Source organism: Xanthomonas euvesicatoria (genome assembly GCF_013112235.1).
GTDB classification, from domain to species: Bacteria; Pseudomonadota; Gammaproteobacteria; order Xanthomonadales; family Xanthomonadaceae; genus Xanthomonas; species Xanthomonas euvesicatoria.
Genome location: NZ_JABFFS010000001.1, coordinates 202726 through 224448, shown reverse-complemented (window position 1 = coordinate 224448; position 21723 = coordinate 202726). Strand labels below are relative to the sequence as shown.

The window sequence follows — 21723 nt, the reverse complement described above, 5'->3', positions numbered from 1 at the left end:
CGGGCCTCACAAGGAACTATCTCATGACACAACGTAGAGGCATTATTTTGGCGGGTGGGTCGGGCACGCGCCTGTATCCGATCACCAAGGGCGTCAGCAAGCAGCTGCTGCCGGTCTATGACAAGCCAATGATTTATTACCCGCTGAGCGTCCTGATGCTGGCAGGTATTCGCGATATTTTGATCATCAACACGCCGCATGAGCAGGCGCTGTTTCAGTCTCTGCTCGGCGATGGCGCGCAATGGGGAATCAATATTCAGTACGCCGTGCAGCCCAGTCCGGACGGGCTGGCGCAGGCGTATCTGATCGGCCGCGATTTTGTCGATGGCAAGCCGAGTTGCCTGGTGTTGGGCGATAATATTTTCCATGGCCACGGTTTGACCGAAACGCTACGCCGCGCAGACGCGCGCGAGCAGGGTGCGACGGTGTTCGGTTATTGGGTCAACGATCCTGAGCGCTATGGCGTGGCCGAATTCGATCAGCAGGGAAAGGTCATCGATATTGCCGAAAAGCCTGAAAAGCCCCGCTCCAACTATGCGGTCACCGGTCTGTACTTCTATGATGGAAAAGCCAGCGATTATGCGGCCGCCTTGAAACCTTCCCCGCGTGGCGAGCTGGAGATTACCGATCTCAATCGCTGCTATCTCGATGCTGGTGACCTGCATCTTGAGCCGCTGGGACGCGGGTATGCATGGCTGGATACCGGAACGCACCAGTCGCTGCATGAAGCGGCCAATTTCATCGAGACCATCCAGATGCGTCAGGGTCTGCAGGTGTGCTGCCCTGAAGAAATTGCATTCGGTCAGGGCTGGATCGATGCGGAACAGCTGGAGCGGCTGGCCGCCCCATTGCTGAAAAACGACTATGGCAAGTATCTGCACGAATTGGCTGTGCGAGGAGTAGTACCGTGAAAATCGTCGAAACCCGTTTACCAGGGTGTGTGGTCATCGAGCCGGCAGTGTTCGGCGATGAACGCGGATATTTTTTTGAAACATGGAATGCGGAGCGCTTCGGCCAGCATGGTCTGCCGACGAAATTCGTGCAAAGCAACGTGTCCACCTCGGCCAAGGGCGTGCTGCGCGGTTTGCACTACCAGTGGCCGCGTCCCCAGGGCAAGCTGGTCAGCGTGCTTGAGGGTGAGGTCTACGATGTGGCTGTCGATGTCCGCCATGGATCGCCCAACTTCGGGCAGTGGGCAGCCGTGGTGTTGAGCGCGGAAAACAAAAAGCAATTCTGGATTCCAGAGGGATTCGCGCACGGCTTTGCAGTGCTGTCGGAGCGAGCAGTGTTCAGCTACCTATGCACCGACGTCTACGTGAAGGAGGCCGATGCCGGCGTGCGCTGGGATGATGCGGCAATTGGCATCGACTGGCCGATCAGCAACCCATTGTTGTCTGCAAAGGACTCCGCCGCGCCGTTTCTGGGCGATGTGCCGGCCGAACGCCTGCCGGTGTATACGCCGTGACCACGCTGGTACTGGGAGCCAATGGACAGGTCGGCACGGAATTGCTGCGGGCATTGGCGGCCAATGGCCCGATCCTAAGTAGCACCCGCAGTGGTCGGTTGCCGGATGGGGCAGCGTGCGAGGTGGCAGACTTCGACGCACCGCAACGCCTGAGCGAATTGCTGGACCGCTTGCAGCCAAGTTGCGTCGTCAACGCAGCCGCCTATACGGCCGTCGATCGTGCCGAGCAGGAGCGTGATGCCGCCTTCCGTGCCAATGCCGAGGCGCCGTCGGTCATCGCGCAATGGTGCGCGCGCGCCAGTGTGCCCCTGGTCCATTACTCGACCGACTATGTCTTCGATGGACAGGGCACGCGCCCCTATCGGCCGGACGATGCCACCGCGCCGCTCGGCGTGTACGGGCAAAGCAAACTGGCCGGCGAGCAGGCAGTGCAGGCGGCCGGCGGCCGTCATCTGATCTTCCGCACTGCCTGGGTCTACGCGGCGCATGGACACAATTTCCTGCGCACGATGCTGCGCGTGGGCGCCGAGCGCGACGTGCTGCGCGTGGTCGCCGACCAGATCGGCACGCCAACGCCAGCGGCGTTAATCGCCGACATCACGGCGCACGCGCTGCGCCAGCCGGGCGAACCCTCCGGCTTGTGGCATCTGACCGCCGCCGGGCAGACCACCTGGCACGGCTTCGCCGAAGCCATCTTCGCGCAGGCGCGCGCGCGCGGCCTGCTCGCCCATGCGCCGCGCGTGGAGGCGATCAGCACCGCCGACTATCCCACGCCGGCCACGCGCCCGGCCTATTCGCGACTGGATATCCACAGCCTGCAGGACACCTTCGGCGTCCGCCTGCCGGACTGGCAGGATGGACTGAGCCAGGTGCTGGACACGCTCGCCCAACGATGAGCGTCGTCGGTGGTGCCACCGATCGGTGCGGCTTCAGCACCGACTCATAGCTTGCACTTCGCTTCGGCTACCATCAGGGTTGATCCGCGCCGGACCGGCGATCTGCTCCACGCAGGTCGCGGCCGACGTGGATGTGCCGCTGAAGCGGATGCCACGCACGATGCATACGTTGGATGCATGCAGGTGTGCGCTGTATCGCATCAGCCGGCACCGTGCAGGTTCTCGCGTATCCCCCAGCGGGCGCGCCAGCCCCATTGCGGGCTGGGCCGTCCCGTCATTACGCCGTGACCTGCATGCAGCGCGCTACATCCTCCCCCATCCAATGTCGCAAGGAATTCCAATGAAGATCGCTGTCGCGGGTACCGGCTATGTCGGTCTGTCCAATGGCGTATTGCTCGCCAAGCACCATGAGGTGGTGGCGCTGGACATCGTCGAGTCCAAGGTGAAGCTACTCAACGAAGGCCGCTCGCCGATCGTCGACAAGGAACTCGAGGCCGCGCTGGCCCAGGGTGGCTTGAACTTCAAGGCTACCCTGGACGCCAAGGAGGCGTTTGCCGGCGCAGAGTTCGTGATCATCGCTACGCCCACCGACTACGATCCGGACACCAACTATTTCAACACTGGGTCGATCGAGGTCGTGATCGCCAAGGTGCTGGAGATCAATCCGCAGGCGACCATGGTGATCAAGTCGACCATTCCGGTCGGCTACGTCGCCAAGCTGCGCGCGCAGTTCGGCACCGACAACATCATCTTCTCGCCCGAATTCCTGCGCGAAGGCCGGGCGTTGTACGACAACCTGTACCCGTCCCGGATCATCGTCGGCGAGCGTTCGGCGCGTGCGGAAACCTTCGCGCGGCTGTTGCAGGAAGGCGCGCTCAAGCCCGACGTGCCGGTGTTGTTCACCGAGCCGACCGAGGCCGAGGCGATCAAGCTGTTCGCCAATACCTACCTGGCGATGCGCGTGTCCTACTTCAACGAACTGGACACCTACGCGCTTACCCATGGGTTGGATAGCCGCCAGATCATCGAGGGCATCTGCCTGGATCCGCGTATCGGCAGCCACTACAACAATCCTTCCTTCGGCTATGGCGGTTACTGCCTGCCCAAGGACACCAAGCAGTTGCTAGCCAACTATCAGAGCGTGCCGCAGAACATCATCCGGGCGATCGTCGATTCCAATACGACCCGCAAGGACTTCATTGCCGCCGACGTGCTACGGCGCAATCCCAAGGTGGTCGGCATCTATCGGCTGATCATGAAGGCCGGATCGGACAATTTCCGTTCGTCCAGCATCCAGGGGGTGATGAAGCGCCTCAAGGCCAAGGGCGTGGACGTCATCGTGTACGAGCCGACGCTGAGCGATCCTGAGTTCTTCCGTTCGCGCGTGGTCAACGACCTGGAGGCCTTCAAGCGCGAAGCCGATGTCATCATCAGCAATCGCATGGCCGACGCGCTGCAGGATGTGCAGGACAAGGTGTATACGCGCGACCTGTTCGGCGACAACTGAGCCAGACAGGCGCTTGAGTCCTGGCGGGTGGCGATGCCATCCGTCCAGGACGCCCATGGGACTCACGGCGATGCGGTGCTATGTACCTGCTTCGCAGGCAGGTACCCGCGGTGGCGAACCGTGGGCGATGCAGCTGCGTTGCCCGCATTCACAGGTGTGCGACACAGCCAATGAGGCGTGTGGCCTCTGATCCGCGCGCGAACCGTATTGCGATAAACGTGGCCACGGATAACGCAGGACGGCGGCCGAAGGCCGCCGTCGATATTGCCGTCTACGGTGAGACGCGCGATCAAGCGCGGCCGTAGGTGTCTTCGAAGCGCACGATATCGTCTTCGCCCAGATAGCTGCCGGACTGCACCTCGATCAATTCCAGCGGCAGCTTGCCCGGATTGCGCAAGCGATGGGTGACGCCCAGCGGGATGTAGGTGCTCTGGTTTTCGGTCAGCAGCAGCACTTCTTCGCCACGCGTCACTTCGGCGGTGCCGCTCACCACGATCCAGTGTTCGGCGCGGTGGTGATGCATCTGCAGGCTCAGCACCGCACCGGGTTTGACGGTGATGCGCTTGACCTGGTGGCGTTGGCCCATGTCGATGGAATCGTAAGCGCCCCATGGACGATAGACCTTGCGATGCCAGGTGGCCTCGGAACGGCCAGCGGTCTTGATCTGGCTGACGACGTCCTTGACCTCCTGGATGCGGTCGCGGTGGCCGACCAGCACGGCGTCCGGCGTTTCAACGACCACCACATCCTCAAGCCCAACCATGGCGATCAGGCGCGAGCCGTACGCATACGTGTTCTGGCAATCGAGCTGGATCACGTCGCCATGGTGCGCGTTGCCTTGCGCATCCTGGCTGGAAACATCCAGCAGCGAAGACCACGAACCGACGTCGTTCCAGCCCGCGTCCAAGGGCACCACAACCGCATCGGCGGTCTTTTCCATCACGGCATAATCGATTGAATCCGACGGGCTGGCGGCGAAGGCGTCCTTGTCCAGACGGGTGAAATCGGCGTCGCGCTTGCCGTTTTCCCACGCCTTCTGGCACGCATCGGCAATAGCCGGATGGAACTTGCGCAGCTCTTCGAGGTAACGCGACGCACGGAACAGGAACATGCCGCTGTTCCAGTAGTACTCGCCGCTTGCCAGGTAGCTTTGTGCGGTGGCGAGGTCGGGCTTCTCGACGAAGCGCTCGACTGCGCTTGCACCGGTACCGGCGCCGGCCTTGATATAGCCATAGCCGGTTTCGGGCGCAGTCGGCTTGATGCCGAAGGTCACCAGCTTGCCTTGCTCGGCAGCAGTCGCTGCCAAGGTCACTGCCGCCTGGAACGCAGCCTCGTTCTGAATGACGTGGTCGGAAGGCAGCACCAGCAATAGCGGGTCGGCACCGTCGCGGGTCGCTTCCAGCGCTGCAACGGCAATTGCCGGCGCCGTGTTGCGTCCCTTGGGCTCCAGCAGGATGGCCGAAGGCTTCACGCCCAACTGCTGCAACTGCTCGGCGGCCATGAAGCGGTGTTCTTCATTGGCGACCACGATGGGGGCGTGACCTGCGACGGGAGCCGCGCGCAGCCAGGTCGACTGCAGCATGCTCTTGTCGCCGACCAGCGGCAGGAACTGCTTGGGATAGGACTCGCGCGACAGCGGCCACAGGCGCGTGCCGGAGCCGCCGGACAAGATAATGGGTAGGACGTCGCTCATGGGCGGGGGAAACTCCAAAGTGCGTCTATGGGTGGGAGAGGGGTCAATCAGCCGCGCAACAGGTCAGAAATTTCCTGCGTACGCGTTTCCAGCAGTGCGGCATCGCCGCGCGTTTCCACGTTTAGGCGCAGCAGCGGCTCGGTATTGGAGCTCCGCAGGTTGAAACGCCATTGGCCAAAATCGGCGCTGATGCCGTCGGTGTAATCCAGCTCCGGCGACAACGACGCGTAATGCTCCATCACGCGGGCAACGGAGGCCTTGGCATCGGCCACCTTGAAGTTGATCTCGCCGCTGCAGGGGAATTTCTGCATGCGCGCTTCGACCAGATCGGCCAGCGAACGGCCCGACTGCGACACCAGTTCGGCGATCAGCAGCCACGGAATCATGCCGGAGTCTGCGTAGGCGAACTCGCGGAAATAGTGGTGCGCGCTCATCTCGCCGCCGTAGACGGCATTTTCGCTGCGCATCTTTTCCTTGATGAAGGCGTGGCCGCTCTTGCACAGCACCGGAATGCCGCCGGCTTCTTCGACCTGCTCGACCGTGTTCCAGGTCAGGCGCGGGTCGTGCACGACCTTGCCGCCCGGCTGCTTGGCAAGGATGGCCTGTGCCAGCAGGCCGACCAGGTAATAGCCTTCGATGAAGCGGCCGGTGTGATCGAAGAAGAAACAACGGTCGAAGTCGCCGTCCCACGCGATACCGAAATCGGCGCCGTTGTCCTTGACCGCCTTGGCGGTGGCGTCACGGTTTTCCGGCAGCAGCGGGTTCGGAATGCCGTTGGGGAAGTTGCCATCGGGCTCATGGAACACGCGCACGAACTCGAACGGCAGATGCGGCGCAAGCAGGTCGACGATCAGACCGGCGCCGCCATTGCCGGCATTGACCACCAGCTTGAGCGGCTTGAGCGTGCTGCGGTCCACGTAGCTGAGCAGGTGCTCCAGGTACTCGGTCTTGTCGGTGCGGCTCTGCTCACTGGCGGTGGGCTCGCCCGGCGCTGCGGTATCGGCCGCGACCGTGTCGCGGATGGCGAACAGACCGGTGTCCGAGCTGATCGGTCGCGCTTGCTCGCGGACCAGCTTCATCCCGTTGTAGTCCATCGGGTTGTGACTGGCGGTCACCATCACGCCGCCGGCAGCCTTGAGGTAATCGGTCTGGAAATAGACTTCCTCGGTGCCGCACAGGCCGATGTCGATCACTTCACGGCCACTGGCGCGCAGGCCCGCCGAAAGCGCTTCCTGCAGCGCCGGGCTGGCCAGGCGCACGTCGTGGCCCAGGACCACCGGCCCTTGATCCAGCTGCGCCGCCAGCGCCACGCCGATGCGGCGGGCCAAGTCCTCGTTGAGTTCATCCGGCACACGGCCGCGAATGTCGTAGGCCTTGAAGGCGGGTAGCGTCATGGGCAAATCCTGAAGTGGGGGACGCCCGAGTTTAGCGGCTGCGCCGTGTCTTGGGTGTGGCGGAATTGCGACCGGGGACAGGGAACAGTCAGCGGATAGAATGGGCGCTTCACATCAGCGAGGTGAGGGCGGTGATGCGCAGTGACGGACGTGGTGCGGCAAGCGGCAAACGCTATGCCGATGCCAAGGCAGCACTGGACGGGGTACTGGCCAATGGTCAGACCCTGGCGGTGGGCGGCTTTGGGTTGTGTGGAATCCCGGAGGCATTGATTGCAGCCGTGCGCGACAGTGGAATCGGCGGGTTGACCGTGATCTCGAACAACGCCGGCGTCGACGGATTCGGGCTTGGTCAATTATTGGCCACCCGGCAGATCCGCAAGATGATTTCGTCCTACGTGGGCGAAAACAAGGAATTCGAACGCCAATACCTGGCGGGCGAGCTCGAGCTGGAGTTCAATCCGCAAGGCACCCTGGCCGAGCGTTTGCGCGCCGGTGGCGCGGGCATTCCTGCGTTTTACACTGCCACCGGCTACGGCACGATCGTGGCCCAGGGCAAGGAAACGCGCGAATTCGACGGCAAGCATTACGTGCTTGAAACCGCGTTGCAGGCCGACGTGGCGCTGGTCAAGGCATGGCGCGCCGATACCGCCGGCAACCTGGTATTCCGTAAGACCGCGCGCAATTTCAATCCCGCCTGCGCCATGGCTGGACGCGTGTGCATCGCCGAGGTCGAGGACATCGTGGAGCTGGGCGATATCGATCCGGATCAGGTGCATCTGCCCGGCATTTACGTGGACCGCCTGGTGCTCAACGCCACGCCGGAAAAACGCATCGAACAGCGCACCGTGCGCGAAGGACAGCAGTGATGGCCTGGACCAGAGACCAGATGGCCGCACGCGCGGCACGCGAACTGACCGATGGTGCCTACGTCAACCTGGGCATCGGCCTGCCGACGCTGGTCGCCAACCACATCCCCGACGGTGTGGATGTGTGGCTGCAGTCGGAGAACGGCCTGCTTGGCATCGGCCCGTTTCCAAGCGAAGACGAAGTGGATGCAGACCTGATCAATGCAGGCAAGCAGACCGTGACCGCCCGCGCCGGTGCCAGCTATTTCGGCAGCCACGATTCATTCGCGATGATCCGTGGCGGCCACATCGACCTGGCGATTCTCGGCGCAATGCAGGTCACCGACCGTGGCGATCTGGCCAACTGGATGGTGCCCGGCAAGATGGTCAAGGGCATGGGCGGTGCAATGGATCTGGTGGCCGGCGTCAAACGCGTGGTGGTGTTGATGGAGCACGTCGCCAAGGACGGAAGCCATAAGATCTTGCGCCAATGCGACCTGCCACTGACCGGTGTCGGCGTGGTGGACCGCATCATTACCGATCTGGCAGTGTTCGATGTCACTGCAGATGGATTGGTGCTGGTGGAGGCGGCAGACGGAGTGGAGTTGGACGAGTTGCGCCACAAGACGGGCGTTGAATTTGCGACCTGACCGAGGCGATCTACGCAACGGCGAGCGCATGAGCAACTAGCGACACGCAAGGCGCCTCAAGGCGCCTTGCGTGCGTAGCGGTAAGGTCCGGTTGCGGTAGGTTGAGCGATTCCCAACAGCTGTTCGACTGTTGCGACATGATGTCCGCAGTGGCCTACCGCAACAGCCAGGAAGCGCTCGATCGCATGGGCCAATGTCCCATCGATCTGACCTTGCTCGTCTTCAAATTCACTGGGATGCAAGTGCGCATCCAATAACGGACGTAGCGCTTCCAGCTTGACCCAGAACATACTGCCGGACGCGAACATGCTGTGTTCGTTTATTGCGTCCGTGCCTGTGCGGACAGCGAGGTAATCGAGTGCATCGGCATTGCCGCCGATAAAGTCGGTGACGGGTAACAAGTGCTGCGCGGGCGCCGCGAGGCCGAGCAGGGGGTCGTCGGCGAATCCGCGCATGATTGCATCGACGTGCTGCGGCGCGAGCAATGCGGAGAACATTTCGCGCCGCCACGTGTCCCCATCCTCGCGGTGGGTCGATTTTTTCGTGTGCAGCTTCAAAACCACCTGCTCGCCTTCGTCGAGCAATCGATTGGCAACCCGCAGGAAAGGAAGAATATCGCGCCCACGATTTTCGAAGCCTTCCACCTGCGCCTGGACGCCGCGCTGCTGCAGGCGCTGGCGAACCTGCTCGACCATCGTGATATCGGTAGTGATGACGAGCCGCAGCGACAGTCCGCAGTGAGCAATTGCCTCTAGCGCTTCGTCCAGTACGTCGAGGTACCAGGCGTGCAACACCACGCAGACATCGCGCTGATCAGAGCCGGTGGCGGCTCCTGCCGTGTGCAACAGCGCTTGCCGTGTCGCGTGCAGCCATGCGTACCCAAGGCGGGTATCGGGTTCGAGCACAGCGCCCTCGGCCCACTCGTTCCAGGCGTTGATGAACACCAAGCGATGCGCGGGCGGCGTATTCCTTAGACGATCCCGTACGGTACGCATCAGCCAATCGCGATAGCGGCGAGGTGATGCATGCAGATAAATGCGGCCCTTTCCCGAGCGCCGCGGCTCATTGTCCCAGCCAGGGTTTACGCCCGGGTACAAGGTGTACTCGCGCAGGGGGCGCTGTTCCATGTCGCGGGCAAGTTCTCGCCAGTCGAGTACGTCGCCATTGAATTCTGGATTGATCAAGCGCTGTCGGGCAGCCACCGAAGGCGGTGTGCTCATATTTGGCGGGAATTCGACAGCAGCATCGAATCCGATATCGCGCGGGTCGGGCCGTTCGAAACCCTGCACATACGCAAGGTGAATCTCGCCGATTCCGTGGTCGCGGCACCAGCTCCGCCAGCGATCGGCTGTCTGTGCGGGTTCAGGCATCAAATGTGGTCGATACACCAACAGCACCGGCCGCCCTTCGACGCGCAGGTACTTGGGATTTCGCATGTAAGTTGCGACATGCGCGATAAAGGCCAGGTCGTCATCCACATCATGCGCCTGATCGATCAGGATATCGTCGCCGCGGCCATCCCAGCGGCGTGCCCATTTTTCATTGGCCCAGCAAAGACAGAACGGCAGGGTGATCGTGTCATCCTGATGCCATTGGGTGATCGGCATTTCCAGCAAGGTCTTGCCGGCAAACCAATAGAAATAAAAACAGAAGGCGCGAAGGCCATACTCTTGCGCAAGGCGCGCCTGCTCGCGCATGACAAGGGGATTGCGAAGGTCGTAGAAGCCCAGATCCGCCGGGAGTCTGGGGTGCTGATGGCCTTCGAACTGGGGAAGCGCACGGCTGACATTGCGCCATTCGGTGAATCCCTTGCCCCACCATGCATCGTTTTCGGGGATCGGATGAAATTGCGGCAGATAAAACGCGATCAGCTGGGCGGGAAGCGTTTCGGGCAGCGTGGTCGCACTGTATGGGACATATCCAATCGCTGCTTCGTCGCTGCGGACTGTTGGCCGTCGCGAGCTGCCATGGCGCACCCGGCCGCGTGCCGGTTCCGGGACCCAGTCCGCATGTCGATCCAGAAACCAACCGCGCCAGCGGTCGCGCGTTGCGTCGCTCAGCGGTATCGCACGAAATCCTGCGCGCAACAGACCGAACACCGATGTGCGCAGGCGCGACTGCAGCGAGCGACCGGGCGCACTCACAGATTCTGGTAGTTCGGACCAGAACCACCCTCCGGCGTGACCCAGGTGATGATTTCGTACGGGTCCTTGATGTCGCAGGTCTTGCAGTGCACGCAGTTGGCCGCGTTGATCTGCAGACGCTTGCCGGAGGGGCTGGCGGTGTCTGCGACCATTTCGTAGACGTTGGCCGGGCAGAAACGGGTGCAGGGGTTGTCGTATTCGGTCACGCAGCGGGTGGCGCATACATCGGTGTCCAACACCTTCAGATGTACCGGCTGGTCTTCATCGTGCTCGGTGGCGGCGAAATATACGGCTTGCAGGCGATCGCGCGGGGCGAGGTCGCGGGTGACGTAGTCGCGCTTGGGCTGTTCGTACTCGCCGAGCTTGTGCAGCGCCGACCAGTCGGGTTTGTTCTTCAGCGTCCACGGCGAAGCGCCCTTGAGCGCGGTTTCCCAGGCCGCGTTGAGCAGGCCGAACCACAGGCCCTTCTTGAAACCGGGCTTGATGTTGCGGACTTGCTTCAGCTCGGCCATGACCTCGGAGGCGCGCAATTTGGCATCGAAGCCCTGTGGCGCCAGCTGCGATTGCACCAGGTGTTCGGCGGCCAGCATGCCGCTGCGGATCGCCTGGTGGGTGCCCTTGATCTTGGGTACGTTGAGCAGGCCAGCGGTGTCGCCGATGAGCAAGGCGCCGAGCATGTCCACTTTCGGCAGCGATTGCCAACCGCCGCTGACCAGTGCGCGGGCGCCGGCAGACAGAATGCTGCCACCTTCCAGCAGCGGCTTGATCATGGGGTGGTTCTTCCATTGCTGGAAGGCTTCCCACGGTTGGTAGGCCGGGTCGCTGTAGTCCAGCCCGCTCACATAACCGAGCGCGATCTGGTTGTTGTCCAGGTGATAGACGAAGCTGCCGCCGTAGGTGCGGTTGTCGGCTGGCCAGCCAATGGTGTGCACGATCTTGCCGGGCGTGACGCGGCCTTCGGGCACCTGCCACAGCTCCTTGATGCCGATCGAATAGCCTTGCGGGTCGCTGTCGGCGGTGAGGTCGAAGCGCTTGAGCAGCCGCTTGGTCAGGTGGCCACGCGCGCCTTCGGCCAGCACGGTGACCTTGGCGCGGATGTCGATGCCGGCGGTGTAGCCGGGCTTGTGCGTGCCGTCTTTTGCAATACCCATGTCGCCAATGCGCACGCCCACCACCTGGCCGCTGTCGTCGTGCAGCGTTTCGGCGGCGGCGAACCCTGGATAGATTTCCACGCCCAGCGCTTCGGCCTGCGGCGCCAGCCAGGCGCACATCGCGCCCAGGCTGACGATGAAGTTGCCATGGTTGCGCATGCCCGGCGGCACCACCGGGAACTTGCGTGCGCTGTCCTTGCCGAGGAACCAGAATTCGTCGTCGGTGGCCGCCACGCAGATCGGCGGCGGATTGTCGCGCCAGCCTGGCAGCAATGCATCCAGCGGGCCGGGCTCGATCACCGCACCGGACAGGATATGCGCGCCGATGGTGCTGGATTTTTCGATCACGCAGACGCTGATGTTCGGATCGAGCTGCTTGAGCCGGATCGCGAACGACAGCCCGGCCGGACCGGCACCGACGGTGACGACGTCGTATTCCATGACGTCGCGCTCGACCGCCTCTGACGCGTGTGCGCCCACTCCCGCTTCCGACATTGCTCCGCTCCCGTTGGCTCGATGGCTGTTGCGCATTTTCCGGGATTGCATGTGACGGCGGCAAATCGGGTCGATTCATCCGCGCCATGCGGGGCTGCGTGCTAGCGTTTCCGGAATGAAGATTCGGGTGGCATTGCCGGGGGCGGAGATCAACTGGTGGCGTGGTTGGCTGCCGCCCGCGCAGGCCGATGCGCTGATGCAGGCGCTGCTGGCGCAGGCGCACTGGGAGGTGCACCGCATCCGGATGTTCGGACGCATGGTGGATTCGCCGCGCCTGAGCAGCTGGATCGGCGATCCGGAGGCGAGCTATCGCTACTCGGGCACACGGTTCTCGCCACAGCCCTGGCTGGAGGTGCTGCAGCCCGTGCGCATGCGGCTGGAGGACGAAACCGGTCACCGGTTCAACAGCGTGCTGGTCAATCGCTACCGAAGTGGCAGCGATGCGATGGGCTGGCACAGCGACGACGAGCCTGAGCTGGGCGCGCAGCCATTGATTGCCTCGGTGAGCCTGGGTGCGACGCGGCGCTTTGCGTTCAAGCACCGCGACGATGCGGCCCTGAAGCAAATGCTGGAGCTCGGTCACGGCGACCTGTTGCTGATGGGCGGCGACACCCAGCGCCACTACAAACACGCTTTGCCGCGCACCGCCAAGCCGGTCGACGAGCGCATCAATCTGACCTTTCGTCAGATCGCAGTGCGCGTGTCCCAGCCATGAGCGGCTAGCAACTTGCAGCGCGCTCGCCTGGGCAGTGAGCCCGGTGGGCGTGTCGGCCGCAGCTTGCGTGGGCGCAACCAGCAATCCAGGTCAAACGATGAGTGGATCGAGTGCGCGGTTCCCTCACCGCTTGCGTAACACGCCGTGAACCCATCCATGCGGGCTCGATGGCGGTATCCATGCCGCCAACGGTCCCGCAAGCGGCAAGGACACCGCACCAGAAAGTGCATTGATGACGTGATTGAAGAGCGAGGACGCCCCGCCCAGACAGTCGACTGGCTGCTGTGTTGAAGAACGAGCAGACCGCGTCGAGAAGCCGCTAGCTGCTTCTTTGAAAGCTGTGCGCACCGACCATCTCAACTGGTCCTTGCCCGCCTAGCCTCGCCTAACCCTTGGCGGCGTGGATGCCGCCAGGAAGCATGCAGGGACGTACTTGCAGCGTGTCTCGCGATGGTGGGCGGGTAAGCGCCCTGCAGCCACGGCACAGATCAGCCGCTCTGCAGGAGACCGGCGTGACGTCGCCTGTCAGCCGCTTCAAGCCTGTCGCTTGCGCTTACAACGAACGCGGCAAGTTCTGGCTGTCCTGTTGCCCGGCGGTTAGCGTCCAGCCGACCAGCTCGGTGGTGACCTGGGTCAGCGCCTGCTCGAAAGCCACCGCGACTGCGGCGGTATCGGTGCCGGTGGACAGGCGCGCGACCAGGAAGGTGCGCGAGGCGACCACGCGTTGGTCGGTCGAATGCAGCAGTTTGGCGTTGAGCTCGATCGTGGCCGAGGGCAGCGACTGGCCGGCGTAATCGGATTCGAAGCGGCGCAGGTCGATCGCCAGCTTGTAGTCCGAGCGGATGCCGGTGCCGATATGGGCCACCGCGGCAATCTTGCCGGAGTCTTCGAACGCGCGCACCACGCTGTCTTCCAGCATGTCGGTGGCTGGCTGTGCCCAGCCAGCGCCGTGGTAGACCTGCAGTTCGCCAGGGGTCGGGCGCACATTGATGCGCGGGCTGTCGATGACGCGTGCGGCGCTGGGCTTGGCCACCACCAGCTGCCAGGTCACCTGTGGCCAGTTGGGATTGGGCGTCACGCGCACCGTCGGGGCGTAGATGGTGGCAGGCTTCTGGTCGCCGCCGGTCAGCACCGAGCAGCCGCCCAGCGCCAGCAACGAGGCGCACAGCAGGGGACGCAACACACGCATGGCAGTCATTTCGGTTCGAACTCCTTGGGTGCGTCGCGGCCGAGCAGGTAGCGCGCAGGGTTGTTGTCCAGTTTGTCGCTGACCCGGCGCAGGTCACGGATCAGGCCGCGCAATTCGGTCAGTGTGGGGCCGAGCTGGCCCAGCCCATCGTTGGCAAAACTATTGATGGCCGCGCGGTTCTCGCCAAGGATGTTGTCGGCATTGCCGGCGGCCGAATCCAGCTTGACCAGGGTGGCATCGAGTTTTTCCAGGATGCCCGGCAGCTGCTGTACCAGGTTCTGGTCCAGCCGCTTGATGGTGCCGTTGGTGGTGGTCAGGGTGGTGTCCAGATTGCGCGCGGCGTCGCGCGCGCTGACGATCAGTGCCTGCATGCCTTCGTCGCGATCGGCGATGCCACCGCTGATCTTCTCCAGGTTCTGCAGCGTGGCCGAAATGCTGGCCACATTCTTGTCCGAGAGCATCTGGTCCATGCGCTCGACGATGCGATTGGCGGTGTCGGTGATGTTCTGCAGCGCCGACGGGGTGGTCTGGATGATCGGCGCGTCGCTCTTGTCGATGCTGGTCAGCGCCGGCGCTTCGGGCGTGCCGCCGGAGAGCTGGATGATCGACGGGCCGGTCAGACTGGTGATCGCCAGCTTGGCGCGGGTGTCGCTCTTGATCGGCGTGGTGGAGTTGACGCGCACATGCGCGACCACCTGCCGCGGGTCGTTCGGCGCCAGGGTCAGCTCGGTGATCGAGCCGACCGCGATGCCGTTGTACTGCACCGGGCTGCCGACCGACAGGCCGGTCACTGCCTCGCGGAACACCACCCGGTATTGCTGCCAGGTGCGGTCGGAGGAGTACTTGGCGGCCCATAGCCCGAACAGCAGCAGGGCCAGGCCGGCCACGATGGTGAAGGCGCCGATCAGGACGTAATTGGCTTTGGTTTCCATGCTCAGGCGGTCTCGGTGGAGTCGGTCTTGGCCGCGCGCGCGGCGCGGGCGCGCGGACCGTGAAAATAGTCCTGGATCCAGGGGTGATCGATCTGCTCGACCTCGGCCAGCGGCGCGTTGGCGATCACCTTGCGGTCGGCCAGTACCGCGATGCGGTCGCAGATGGCGTACAGCGTATCCAGGTCGTGGGTGATCAGGAACACGGTCAGGCCCAGGGCCTGCTGCAAGGTGCGGATCAGACGGTCGAAGGCGGCCGCACCGATCGGGTCCAGCCCGGCGGTGGGTTCGTCCAGGAACAGCAACGGTGGATCCAGCGCCAGCGCACGTGCCAGTCCGGCACGCTTGCGCATGCCGCCGGACAATTGCGAAGGCAGCTTGTCCAGCGCATCGGCCGGCAGGCCGGCGAGCTTGATCTTCAGCAGCGCCAGTTCGAAATACCAGCGCTCGGGAAACTCGCCATGGTGTTCCTTCAGCGGCACCTGCACGTTTTCGCCCACGGTCATCGACGAAAACAGCGCCCCGTCCTGAAACAGCACGCCGGTGTTCCGGGTGATGTGCTGGCGGTCGGCGAACCGGCCCGAGCGCGCGTCCGCGCCCAGCACCTGGATGCTGCCGGCATCGGGATCGCGCAGGCCCAGGATGCTGCGCATCAGCACCGACTTGCCGGTGCCCGAACCGCCAACCACGCCGAGGATTTCGCCGCGCCGCACATCCAGATCCAGGTCTTCGTGCACGGTCTGGCTACCGAAACGGTTGGTGAGCCCGCGCACGGAAATCGCCAGCTGTTCGTCGTCGGCCTCGGCCTGTGGGCCGGGATTGGGGAGTGGGGATTCGGGAGTGGTCACAGCACCTTCCTCTCCAATACCAGTGCAAGCGCCGCGCTGCGGCTTTGTACGAATCCCGAATCACGCATGTCTAATCCCGGCTTCATCACCACCCCATCTTCATGAACCACAACGCCGCGATCGCGTCGAGGATGATGACCAGGGAAATCGTCTGCACCACCGAGGACGTGGTGCGTTCGCCCACCGATTGCGCGGTGCCGCTGACTTTGAGCCCTTCCAGGCAGCCGATCAGGCCGATCACCAGCGCAAACAACGGCGCCTTCGAGAGCCCGACCAGGAAATGCCGCAACTGGATGGTTTCGTGCATGCGCGCCAGATACATCTGCGGCGGAATATCCAGGTCGAACGCGCCCACGGTGACGCCACCGGCCAGGCCGGCGATCATCGCGATGAAGGTCAGCAGCGGCAGGGTGAAGATCAGCGCGAGCAGGCGCGGGATCACCAGCAGGTCGATCGGGTCCAGGCCCAGGGTGCGGATCGCGTCCACTTCCTCGCGCGATTTCATCGCGCCGATCTGCGCGGTGAAGGCGCTGGCGGTGCGGCCTGCCAACACAATTGCCGTCAGCAGCACCGCGAATTCGCGCAGGAAGGCGATGGACACCAGCTCCACCACGTAAATTTCCGCACCGAAGTCGCGCAGGATGGTCGAGCCCAGGAAGGCGATCACCGCGCCCACCAGATACGACAGCAGCACCACCAGCGGCACCGCGTCCAGGCCCACCTGCTCCATGTGATGCACGGTGGAGGTCAGCCGGAAGCGCCGCGGCTCGTGGATCAGCCGCATGATCTTGACCAGGTTTTCGCCCAGAAAACTGTTCAACTCCAAGATGTCCTGGCCGACGCGATGCGTGGCCCGGCCCAGGCGGTCGAGCGCGGCGACGAAGCCGTAATCGCGTTTGGGCTTGGGGCGCTCGTCGTTGAGTTCCTCGATGGTGCACACCAGTGCCTGGTGCTCATCGCGGAAATCGATCGCGTCTTCCTTCAGGCCCATGCGGCCGGCAAAGCGCAGCAGCTGCAGTACGCCGGCCGAATCCAGCTGCTGGATGCCGCGCGCGTCGATGCGGCGCACCCCGTCGGGTACGGCCTGCAGCAGTTCTGCCTGAGGCAGGGCGGTCGCCAGGACCCAACTGCCAGCGAGGCGGACCTGTGCCTGATCCTGCGAGTCTTGTTCGATGCGTGGAGGTTGCGGTTTGATCATGGGTGGCCTGTCCGTGGCGCCAGCATACAGGGCCAATGTGAGCGACGGATGGGGACGCAACCGCAGCGGTGTGCCGATGGCCGTCGATGAGGGCGCCGGCTACGCGCGCTGCGGCATACACTGGCGGCCTCGCCGGACACGGCGTTTCTCCGATCCGACCCGCCACGCATGTCCGCTGCCACCGTCGTCCTCCCGTCCGCCAGCGCCACCTACGCCCAGCGCGTCGCCTTCGTGTCCGAAATTGCCGGGCGCCTGCATTCCTATGGCACCACCGCGCAACGGCTGGAAGCAGCGGTGGTGGGGTTGTCGCAGAAGCTGGGCCTGGACTGCGAGCCCTGGTCCAACCCCACCGGCATCATCCTGAGCTTCAGCGACCCCACCAAGGCGATCGGTTCCAGCGACATCACCCGGGTGATTCGCCTGGCGCCGGGCGAAAACGATCTCTACAAGCTCAGCGTGGCCGATTATGTGGCCGACAGCGTGGCCAACGGCCGCATGAGCATCGCGCAAGGACATACCGCATTGCGCCGGCTGGACCGCGAGGTGGACCGGCGCGGCAAGACCCTGCAGGTGCTGGCGTTCGGGCTGGCCGCCGCCGGCGTGGCCGGGCTGTGGAAGCTGCCATGGCTGGATATCGCCACGGCCGGGGCGATCGGCATGTCGATCGGCCTGCTCACCCAGTACACCGACAAGCGCGCTGCCACCAAGGAAGCCGGCGAGGCGCTGGCCGGTCTGCTGGCGGGCGTGGTGGCCGCGCTGGTGGCCTCGCTGATCGGGCCGTTGAACCTCAACACGGTGATCATCGCCTCGCTGGTGGTGCTGCTGCCCGGCATGTCATTGACCAATGCGTTCAACGAGCTGGCCAGCCAGCACTGGGTCTCCGGCACCGCGCGTCTGGCCGGTGCGGTCACCACGGTGCTCAAGCTGACCGTAGGTGCGGTCATTGCGGTGACCCTGACCCAGCTGGTTGGCCTGCATCCCCAGGTGGCCGCGCTGCGGCCGCAGGCCGGCTGGGTGGAATGGGCCTCGCTGGTGGTGGCCGCTTATGCGTTCGCGGTGCTGTTCAAGGCCAATCGACGCGATTATTTATGGATCATGGCGGCGGCCATGTCAGGTTATGTCATCGCGCGTTATGCAGGACATGCCTGGGGTGGTCCGGCCGGGGTATTCGCTTCGGCAATGGCATTGACCGCTGCGGGCAATTTATTCGGGCGCGTGGTCCACAAGCCCGGTGCGCTGATCCGGTTGCCCGGCATCATCATGCTGGTTCCCGGGAGCGTCAGTTTGCGTGGCTTTTTGACCTTGGTGCAGCAACAGGATGTCAGCGTCGGACAAGCCGCACTCTTGGCGGTGACCAATATCGTGATGGCATTGATGGCCGGATTGCTGTTTGGCAATCTGCTCATTCCGGCCCGCAAGAATTTATAAGGGCAAACACCCCGCAATAAAAACGCCGGCATGGCCGGCGTTTTTATTGGTTTGAATCAGGCAACCTTGGACTTCTTGGCGGCGCGCTTGGTGACGGCCTTGCGCGGCGAGGCCTTCTTGGCGGTTGCTTTTTTCGCACCGCCGACCTTGCTGATCAGGAAGTCTTCCACCTTCTTGCCGGCGGCGGTCAACTCGGCCAGCCAGCGCGGCTGCTTGCCACGGCCGGTCCAGGTTTCCTGGGCGTTGGCGGGGTTGCGATACTTCGGCGGCACCTTGCCCAGCTTGCGGCCGGCACGCGGACCCGGCTTGCCGGCACCCGCCGGACGGCCCGGACCGGCACTGGCAGAAGCGCCAAACAATTCTTCGATGGAATAACCCTGGGCTTTTGCAGCGCGGACCAGCTGCGTGCGGACCTTGGCGATCGGCGCGCGCTTGGCAACCACGGTCTGCTGCTTCTTTGCATTTTTGATCAGGGCGCTCAACTGCTTGGCCGACAGGCCACTAAGATCGATCGACATCACTGCTCCGGAAGATGAGAGAAAAAGAATGCCGGTCCATGGCAGCGGTGGCCATCATAAAGTGAGAAAACCGGTGTGACAAATGCGCCGAAATAATTCGGCGCTTTGTGTTCATCCATTTGAAGCCGATACCCGGGGTTTGATCAATGCGCCAGGCGGGAGAATAACGCTGCTTTATCCAGGCTTTCCGCTGCATCGGCGGTACGGGCGCGATATTCAAATGTGCCAGCCGCCAATCCACGTTCCGAGACCACCACCCGATGCGGAATGCCCAGCAGTTCCATATCGGCGAACATGGCGCCCGGGCGCAGTCCGCGATCGTCCAGGGCGGCATCCAGGCCGGCGGCAAGCAATTGGTCCAGCAAGGCCTGGGCGGCGGCGAGCACCTGTGGGTCCTGCTTGGGATTGATCACGCAGACCACCACCTGCCACGGCGCCATTGGCGCGGGCCAGATGATGCCGGCATCGTCGTGGTTCTGTTCGATCGCCGCGGCCACGATGCGCGAAATGCCGATACCGTAGCAGCCCATCTTCATCACCGCCGCCTTGCCGCCTTCGTCGATGACAGTGGCTTGCAGCGCCTGCGCGTACTGGCTGCCAAGCTGGAACACATGGCCCACCTCGATGCCGCGAGCCAGGCGCAGTTCGCCGCCGTCTGCCGCGCGTTCGCCTTCGACCACGTTGCGCACATCGGCCACGGTTTCCGGTTCGGGCAGGTCGCGGCCCCAGTTGACGCCGACCAGGTGGGCGCCGGACACATTCGCGCCGACCACGAAATCGGCCAGTGCGGCGACATCGCGGTCGGCCACCACGCGCACCGGGCGCGCGGTGTTGACCGGGCCCAAGAAGCCCGGCTCGCAGCCGAGGTGTTCGCGGATTTCGCTTTCGTTGGCCAGGCGGTAATCGGCCAGCCCGGGCACCTTGGCCAGCTTGATCTCGTTGACCGCGTGGTCGCCACGCACCAGTACCAGCACGAACCCGGCCTGGGTCATCACCGCTACCGACTTGACCGTGCGCTGCAGCGCGATGCCGAGCAACTGGGCCACGTCTTCGCAGGTCTTCTGGGTGGGCGTTGCCACCTGCTGCATTGCTTCGCTGGCCGCGGCGCGCGGGGCCGGCGGTGCCGCACTGGCGGTTTCCACGTTGGCGGCGTAATCGGAGCCGGTGGAGAACGCCAGCGAGTCCTCGCCGGAGTCGGCGATGACGTGGAATTCCTGCGATGCATCGCCGCCGATGGCGCCGGAATCGGCCTGCACGGCGCGGAAATCCAGTCCCAGGCGGGTGAAGATACGCGTATAGGCGGCGCGCATGTTGTCGTATTCGCGCGCCATGTCCTCGTCAGTGAGATGGAACGAATACGCGTCCTTCATCAGGAACTCGCGCGCACGCATCACGCCGAAGCGCGGGCGGATCTCATCGCGGAATTTGGTCTGGATCTGATAGAAATTCAGCGGCAGCTGCTTGTAGCTGTTGATTTCCTGGCGCGCGAATTCGGCCGCGGCCTCTTCGGCGGTGGGGCTGTAGCAGAACTCCTGTTCCTTGCGGTCCTTGATCTTGAGCAGCTGCCCGCCGAACTTCTCCCAACGCCCGGTAGCGTCCCACAGCTCGCGCGGCTGGATGGTGGGAAACAGCACTTCCACTGCGCCGGCGCGGTTCATCTCTTCGCGCACGATGGCTTCGACCTTGCGCAACACGCGCAGGCCCAGCGGCGACCAGGTGTACAGCCCGGAGGCCAGCTTGCGGATCATGCCCGCGCGCAGCATCAGACGGTGGCTGACCAACTCGGCGTCGGCCGGGGTTTCCTTGGTGGTGTGCAGGTGGAACTGGGAAAGACGCATCGGGCTTCGCTTGGGCGGAAAGCCGCTAGTTTGCCAGCCTCGCGCCCTGCCGGTCATCGCCAGGCGCGCGTTGCCGGTTGTCGCTGGCCGGCGCAGGCCCCTGCGGGGCGGCTCGAGTGGCAGGCTTGCCGGCGCATGTGCGCCGTAGGCCGCGCGGTCGTCCGCACGTATCCATCACCGGTGCCGGGCGCTCATGCGGCCCCGGGGGCGCGCTTTCTACCACCTACGCATGTGTTGCCATCAGGTCGGGCGCGCTGGCTCTGCAGGTGGTCGCGGCACCAGGCGTTGAACCCCAGCCCTGCGGCGGGACGGCAACTCCCGTCCCCCTGGGAGCTTTTCCCGGCTCAGGTGGCCGGGCCGCCTGGGGCTGCCGGCTTGCAATAGGCCTTGACGGCGGCGTCGGCCAGGTTCCTCTGGGTCGCACGGGCTTCCTGGTCCAGGACGGCGCCAGGCTTGCCATCGGCGCCGGCCGCCATGGAGACCTCGCCCTTGCCGCTGAGCAGTTCCAGATTGCGGCGCGCGGTGAGGCAGTCGGCCGATTCGGGCGCGGCCGTCTCTGCTGCAGCGATGGCGGCGGTGCCGCTGCGCGCATCGATTCGGCGCGCTTCATAGCGCTGGCCGGTCGGTGGCGGGGTTTCGGTGTAGTGGGTCACGCCCTTGGCGTCCTTCCACTTATAAAGATCGGTCGCGCCGGCGGCGGCGCTGACCAGCATCAACAGGGCGCAAAGCCCGGACGACAGCTGCATGTGGCTTCCCCTGGATGATTCCCGCCGCGATTGCAGCATCCGCAGCGGGCGCTGGCAAGTGATGGGCGCGCAGG

At 64.0% G+C, this 21723-nt stretch carries 19 protein-coding genes; 8 read left to right on the top strand and 11 right to left on the bottom strand.

Features of this window, described 5'->3' with window-relative positions; translation table 11 throughout:
• Window positions 1-23: 23 nt before the first annotated feature.
• The 4 genes from rfbA (at window position 24) to HLH45_RS00785 (ending at window position 3868) form a co-directional block, all read left to right on the top strand.
• Window positions 24-911, top strand: coding sequence for a glucose-1-phosphate thymidylyltransferase RfbA (rfbA, locus tag HLH45_RS00800; protein WP_031424432.1), 888 nt, complete (start codon window positions 24-26; stop codon window positions 909-911).
• Window positions 908-1465 carry a dTDP-4-dehydrorhamnose 3,5-epimerase gene (gene rfbC, locus HLH45_RS00795; protein WP_011052372.1) on the top strand — a complete coding sequence of 186 codons (558 nt, stop codon included), beginning with the start codon at window positions 908-910 and terminating at the stop codon, window positions 1463-1465. The genes rfbA and rfbC overlap by 4 nt, the downstream gene beginning before the upstream one ends.
• Window positions 1462-2361 (top strand): dTDP-4-dehydrorhamnose reductase, encoded by a 900-nt coding sequence (gene rfbD / locus HLH45_RS00790; RefSeq protein ID WP_008576951.1) that lies wholly within the window; start codon window positions 1462-1464, stop codon window positions 2359-2361. The genes rfbC and rfbD overlap by 4 nt, the downstream gene beginning before the upstream one ends.
• 340 nt (window positions 2362-2701) lie before the next feature.
• Window positions 2702-3868: a nucleotide sugar dehydrogenase gene (locus HLH45_RS00785; protein ID WP_008576953.1), complete on the top strand. Its 1167-nt coding sequence runs from the start codon at window positions 2702-2704 to the stop codon at window positions 3866-3868.
• 289 nt (window positions 3869-4157) lie between these two features.
• On the opposite strand, the gene HLH45_RS00780 is transcribed toward HLH45_RS00785, so the two are convergent.
• Both HLH45_RS00780 and HLH45_RS00775 read right to left on the bottom strand, forming a co-directional pair.
• On the bottom strand, window positions 4158-5561 hold the full coding sequence (locus HLH45_RS00780) for a mannose-1-phosphate guanylyltransferase/mannose-6-phosphate isomerase (protein ID WP_008576956.1): 1404 nt from the start codon (window positions 5559-5561) through the stop codon (window positions 4158-4160).
• A 47-nt stretch (window positions 5562-5608) separates the two neighbouring features.
• Window positions 5609-6955: a phosphohexomutase domain-containing protein gene (locus tag HLH45_RS00775; protein WP_008576959.1), complete on the bottom strand. Its 1347-nt coding sequence runs from the start codon at window positions 6953-6955 to the stop codon at window positions 5609-5611.
• A 134-nt stretch (window positions 6956-7089) separates the two neighbouring features.
• On the opposite strand from HLH45_RS00775, the gene HLH45_RS00770 reads away from it, so the two are divergent.
• Window positions 7090-7821, top strand: a complete 732-nt coding sequence (locus HLH45_RS00770; RefSeq protein ID WP_008576961.1) for a CoA transferase subunit A — start codon at window positions 7090-7092, stop codon at window positions 7819-7821.
• Window positions 7821-8450, top strand: a complete 630-nt coding sequence (locus HLH45_RS00765; RefSeq protein ID WP_008576962.1) for a CoA transferase subunit B — start codon at window positions 7821-7823, stop codon at window positions 8448-8450. Before HLH45_RS00770 ends, HLH45_RS00765 begins: the two co-directional genes overlap by 1 nt.
• A 56-nt stretch (window positions 8451-8506) precedes the next feature.
• Here the strand turns inward: HLH45_RS00765 and HLH45_RS00760 are convergent, their stop codons facing one another.
• Window positions 8507-10594, bottom strand: a complete 2088-nt coding sequence (locus HLH45_RS00760) for a glycoside hydrolase family 99-like domain-containing protein (protein WP_008576964.1) — start codon at window positions 10592-10594, stop codon at window positions 8507-8509.
• The gene (locus HLH45_RS00755; RefSeq protein WP_029820285.1) at window positions 10591-12240 is read right to left on the bottom strand and encodes an electron transfer flavoprotein-ubiquinone oxidoreductase; all 1650 of its coding nucleotides are present in this window, start codon (window positions 12238-12240) and stop codon (window positions 10591-10593) included. The genes HLH45_RS00760 and HLH45_RS00755 overlap by 4 nt, the downstream gene beginning before the upstream one ends.
• 115 nt (window positions 12241-12355) lie before the next feature.
• Between HLH45_RS00755 and HLH45_RS00750 the strand changes: the two genes are divergently transcribed.
• Window positions 12356-12955, top strand: a complete 600-nt coding sequence (locus HLH45_RS00750) for an alpha-ketoglutarate-dependent dioxygenase AlkB family protein (RefSeq protein WP_008576968.1) — start codon at window positions 12356-12358, stop codon at window positions 12953-12955.
• A 553-nt stretch (window positions 12956-13508) separates the two neighbouring features.
• Here the strand turns inward: HLH45_RS00750 and HLH45_RS00745 are convergent.
• From HLH45_RS00745 to HLH45_RS00730, 4 genes are all read right to left on the bottom strand, one after another.
• Window positions 13509-14153, bottom strand: coding sequence for an ABC-type transport auxiliary lipoprotein family protein (locus HLH45_RS00745; RefSeq protein WP_008576970.1), 645 nt, complete (start codon window positions 14151-14153; stop codon window positions 13509-13511).
• A complete protein-coding gene (locus tag HLH45_RS00740; protein ID WP_008576973.1) occupies window positions 14150-15076 on the bottom strand; it encodes an MlaD family protein in 927 nt (308 codons plus the stop codon). The genes HLH45_RS00745 and HLH45_RS00740 overlap by 4 nt, the downstream gene beginning before the upstream one ends.
• Window positions 15077-15078: 2 nt before the next feature.
• Window positions 15079-15921 carry an ABC transporter ATP-binding protein gene (locus HLH45_RS00735; protein WP_008576976.1) on the bottom strand — a complete coding sequence of 281 codons (843 nt, stop codon included), beginning with the start codon at window positions 15919-15921 and terminating at the stop codon, window positions 15079-15081.
• A gap of 85 nt (window positions 15922-16006) precedes the next feature.
• Window positions 16007-17119 carry an MlaE family ABC transporter permease gene (locus HLH45_RS00730; RefSeq protein WP_008576978.1) on the bottom strand — a complete coding sequence of 371 codons (1113 nt, stop codon included), beginning with the start codon at window positions 17117-17119 and terminating at the stop codon, window positions 16007-16009.
• Between the two features lie 168 nt (window positions 17120-17287).
• Here HLH45_RS00730 and HLH45_RS00725 point away from each other — a divergent pair, with 168 nt between their 5' ends.
• Complete coding sequence (locus HLH45_RS00725; RefSeq protein ID WP_008576981.1) at window positions 17288-18547, top strand: threonine/serine exporter family protein; 1260 nt, start codon at window positions 17288-17290, stop codon at window positions 18545-18547.
• A 56-nt stretch (window positions 18548-18603) separates the two neighbouring features.
• On the opposite strand, the gene HLH45_RS00720 is transcribed toward HLH45_RS00725, so the two are convergent.
• The 3 genes from HLH45_RS00720 to HLH45_RS00710 form a co-directional block, all read right to left on the bottom strand.
• Complete coding sequence (locus HLH45_RS00720; protein WP_008576983.1) at window positions 18604-19065, bottom strand: H-NS histone family protein; 462 nt, start codon at window positions 19063-19065, stop codon at window positions 18604-18606.
• Between the two features lie 143 nt (window positions 19066-19208).
• The gene (locus tag HLH45_RS00715; RefSeq protein ID WP_008576984.1) at window positions 19209-20903 is read right to left on the bottom strand and encodes a proline--tRNA ligase; all 1695 of its coding nucleotides are present in this window, start codon (window positions 20901-20903) and stop codon (window positions 19209-19211) included.
• A gap of 344 nt (window positions 20904-21247) precedes the next feature.
• Window positions 21248-21649, bottom strand: a complete 402-nt coding sequence (locus tag HLH45_RS00710) for a DUF4124 domain-containing protein (protein WP_008576986.1) — start codon at window positions 21647-21649, stop codon at window positions 21248-21250.
• Window positions 21650-21723: the final 74 nt, after the last annotated feature.

Coding starts and splice junctions, on each gene's coding strand:
- rfbA (WP_031424432.1), top strand. CDS start 24: ATGACACAACGTAGAGGCATTATTTTGGCGGGTGGGTCGGGCACGCGC.
- HLH45_RS00785 (WP_008576953.1), top strand. CDS start 2,702: ATGAAGATCGCTGTCGCGGGTACCGGCTATGTCGGTCTGTCCAATGGC.
- HLH45_RS00780 (WP_008576956.1), bottom strand. CDS start 5,561: ATGAGCGACGTCCTACCCATTATCTTGTCCGGCGGCTCCGGCACGCGC.
- HLH45_RS00775 (WP_008576959.1), bottom strand. CDS start 6,955: ATGACGCTACCCGCCTTCAAGGCCTACGACATTCGCGGCCGTGTGCCG.
- HLH45_RS00770 (WP_008576961.1), top strand. CDS start 7,090: ATGCGCAGTGACGGACGTGGTGCGGCAAGCGGCAAACGCTATGCCGAT.
- HLH45_RS00765 (WP_008576962.1), top strand. CDS start 7,821: ATGGCCTGGACCAGAGACCAGATGGCCGCACGCGCGGCACGCGAACTG.
- HLH45_RS00755 (WP_029820285.1), bottom strand. CDS start 12,240: ATGTCGGAAGCGGGAGTGGGCGCACACGCGTCAGAGGCGGTCGAGCGC.
- HLH45_RS00750 (WP_008576968.1), top strand. CDS start 12,356: ATGAAGATTCGGGTGGCATTGCCGGGGGCGGAGATCAACTGGTGGCGT.
- HLH45_RS00745 (WP_008576970.1), bottom strand. CDS start 14,153: ATGACTGCCATGCGTGTGTTGCGTCCCCTGCTGTGCGCCTCGTTGCTG.
- HLH45_RS00740 (WP_008576973.1), bottom strand. CDS start 15,076: ATGGAAACCAAAGCCAATTACGTCCTGATCGGCGCCTTCACCATCGTG.
- HLH45_RS00730 (WP_008576978.1), bottom strand. CDS start 17,119: ATGATCAAACCGCAACCTCCACGCATCGAACAAGACTCGCAGGATCAG.
- HLH45_RS00725 (WP_008576981.1), top strand. CDS start 17,288: ATGTCCGCTGCCACCGTCGTCCTCCCGTCCGCCAGCGCCACCTACGCC.
- HLH45_RS00720 (WP_008576983.1), bottom strand. CDS start 19,065: ATGTCGATCGATCTTAGTGGCCTGTCGGCCAAGCAGTTGAGCGCCCTG.
- HLH45_RS00715 (WP_008576984.1), bottom strand. CDS start 20,903: ATGCGTCTTTCCCAGTTCCACCTGCACACCACCAAGGAAACCCCGGCC.
- HLH45_RS00710 (WP_008576986.1), bottom strand. CDS start 21,649: ATGCAGCTGTCGTCCGGGCTTTGCGCCCTGTTGATGCTGGTCAGCGCC.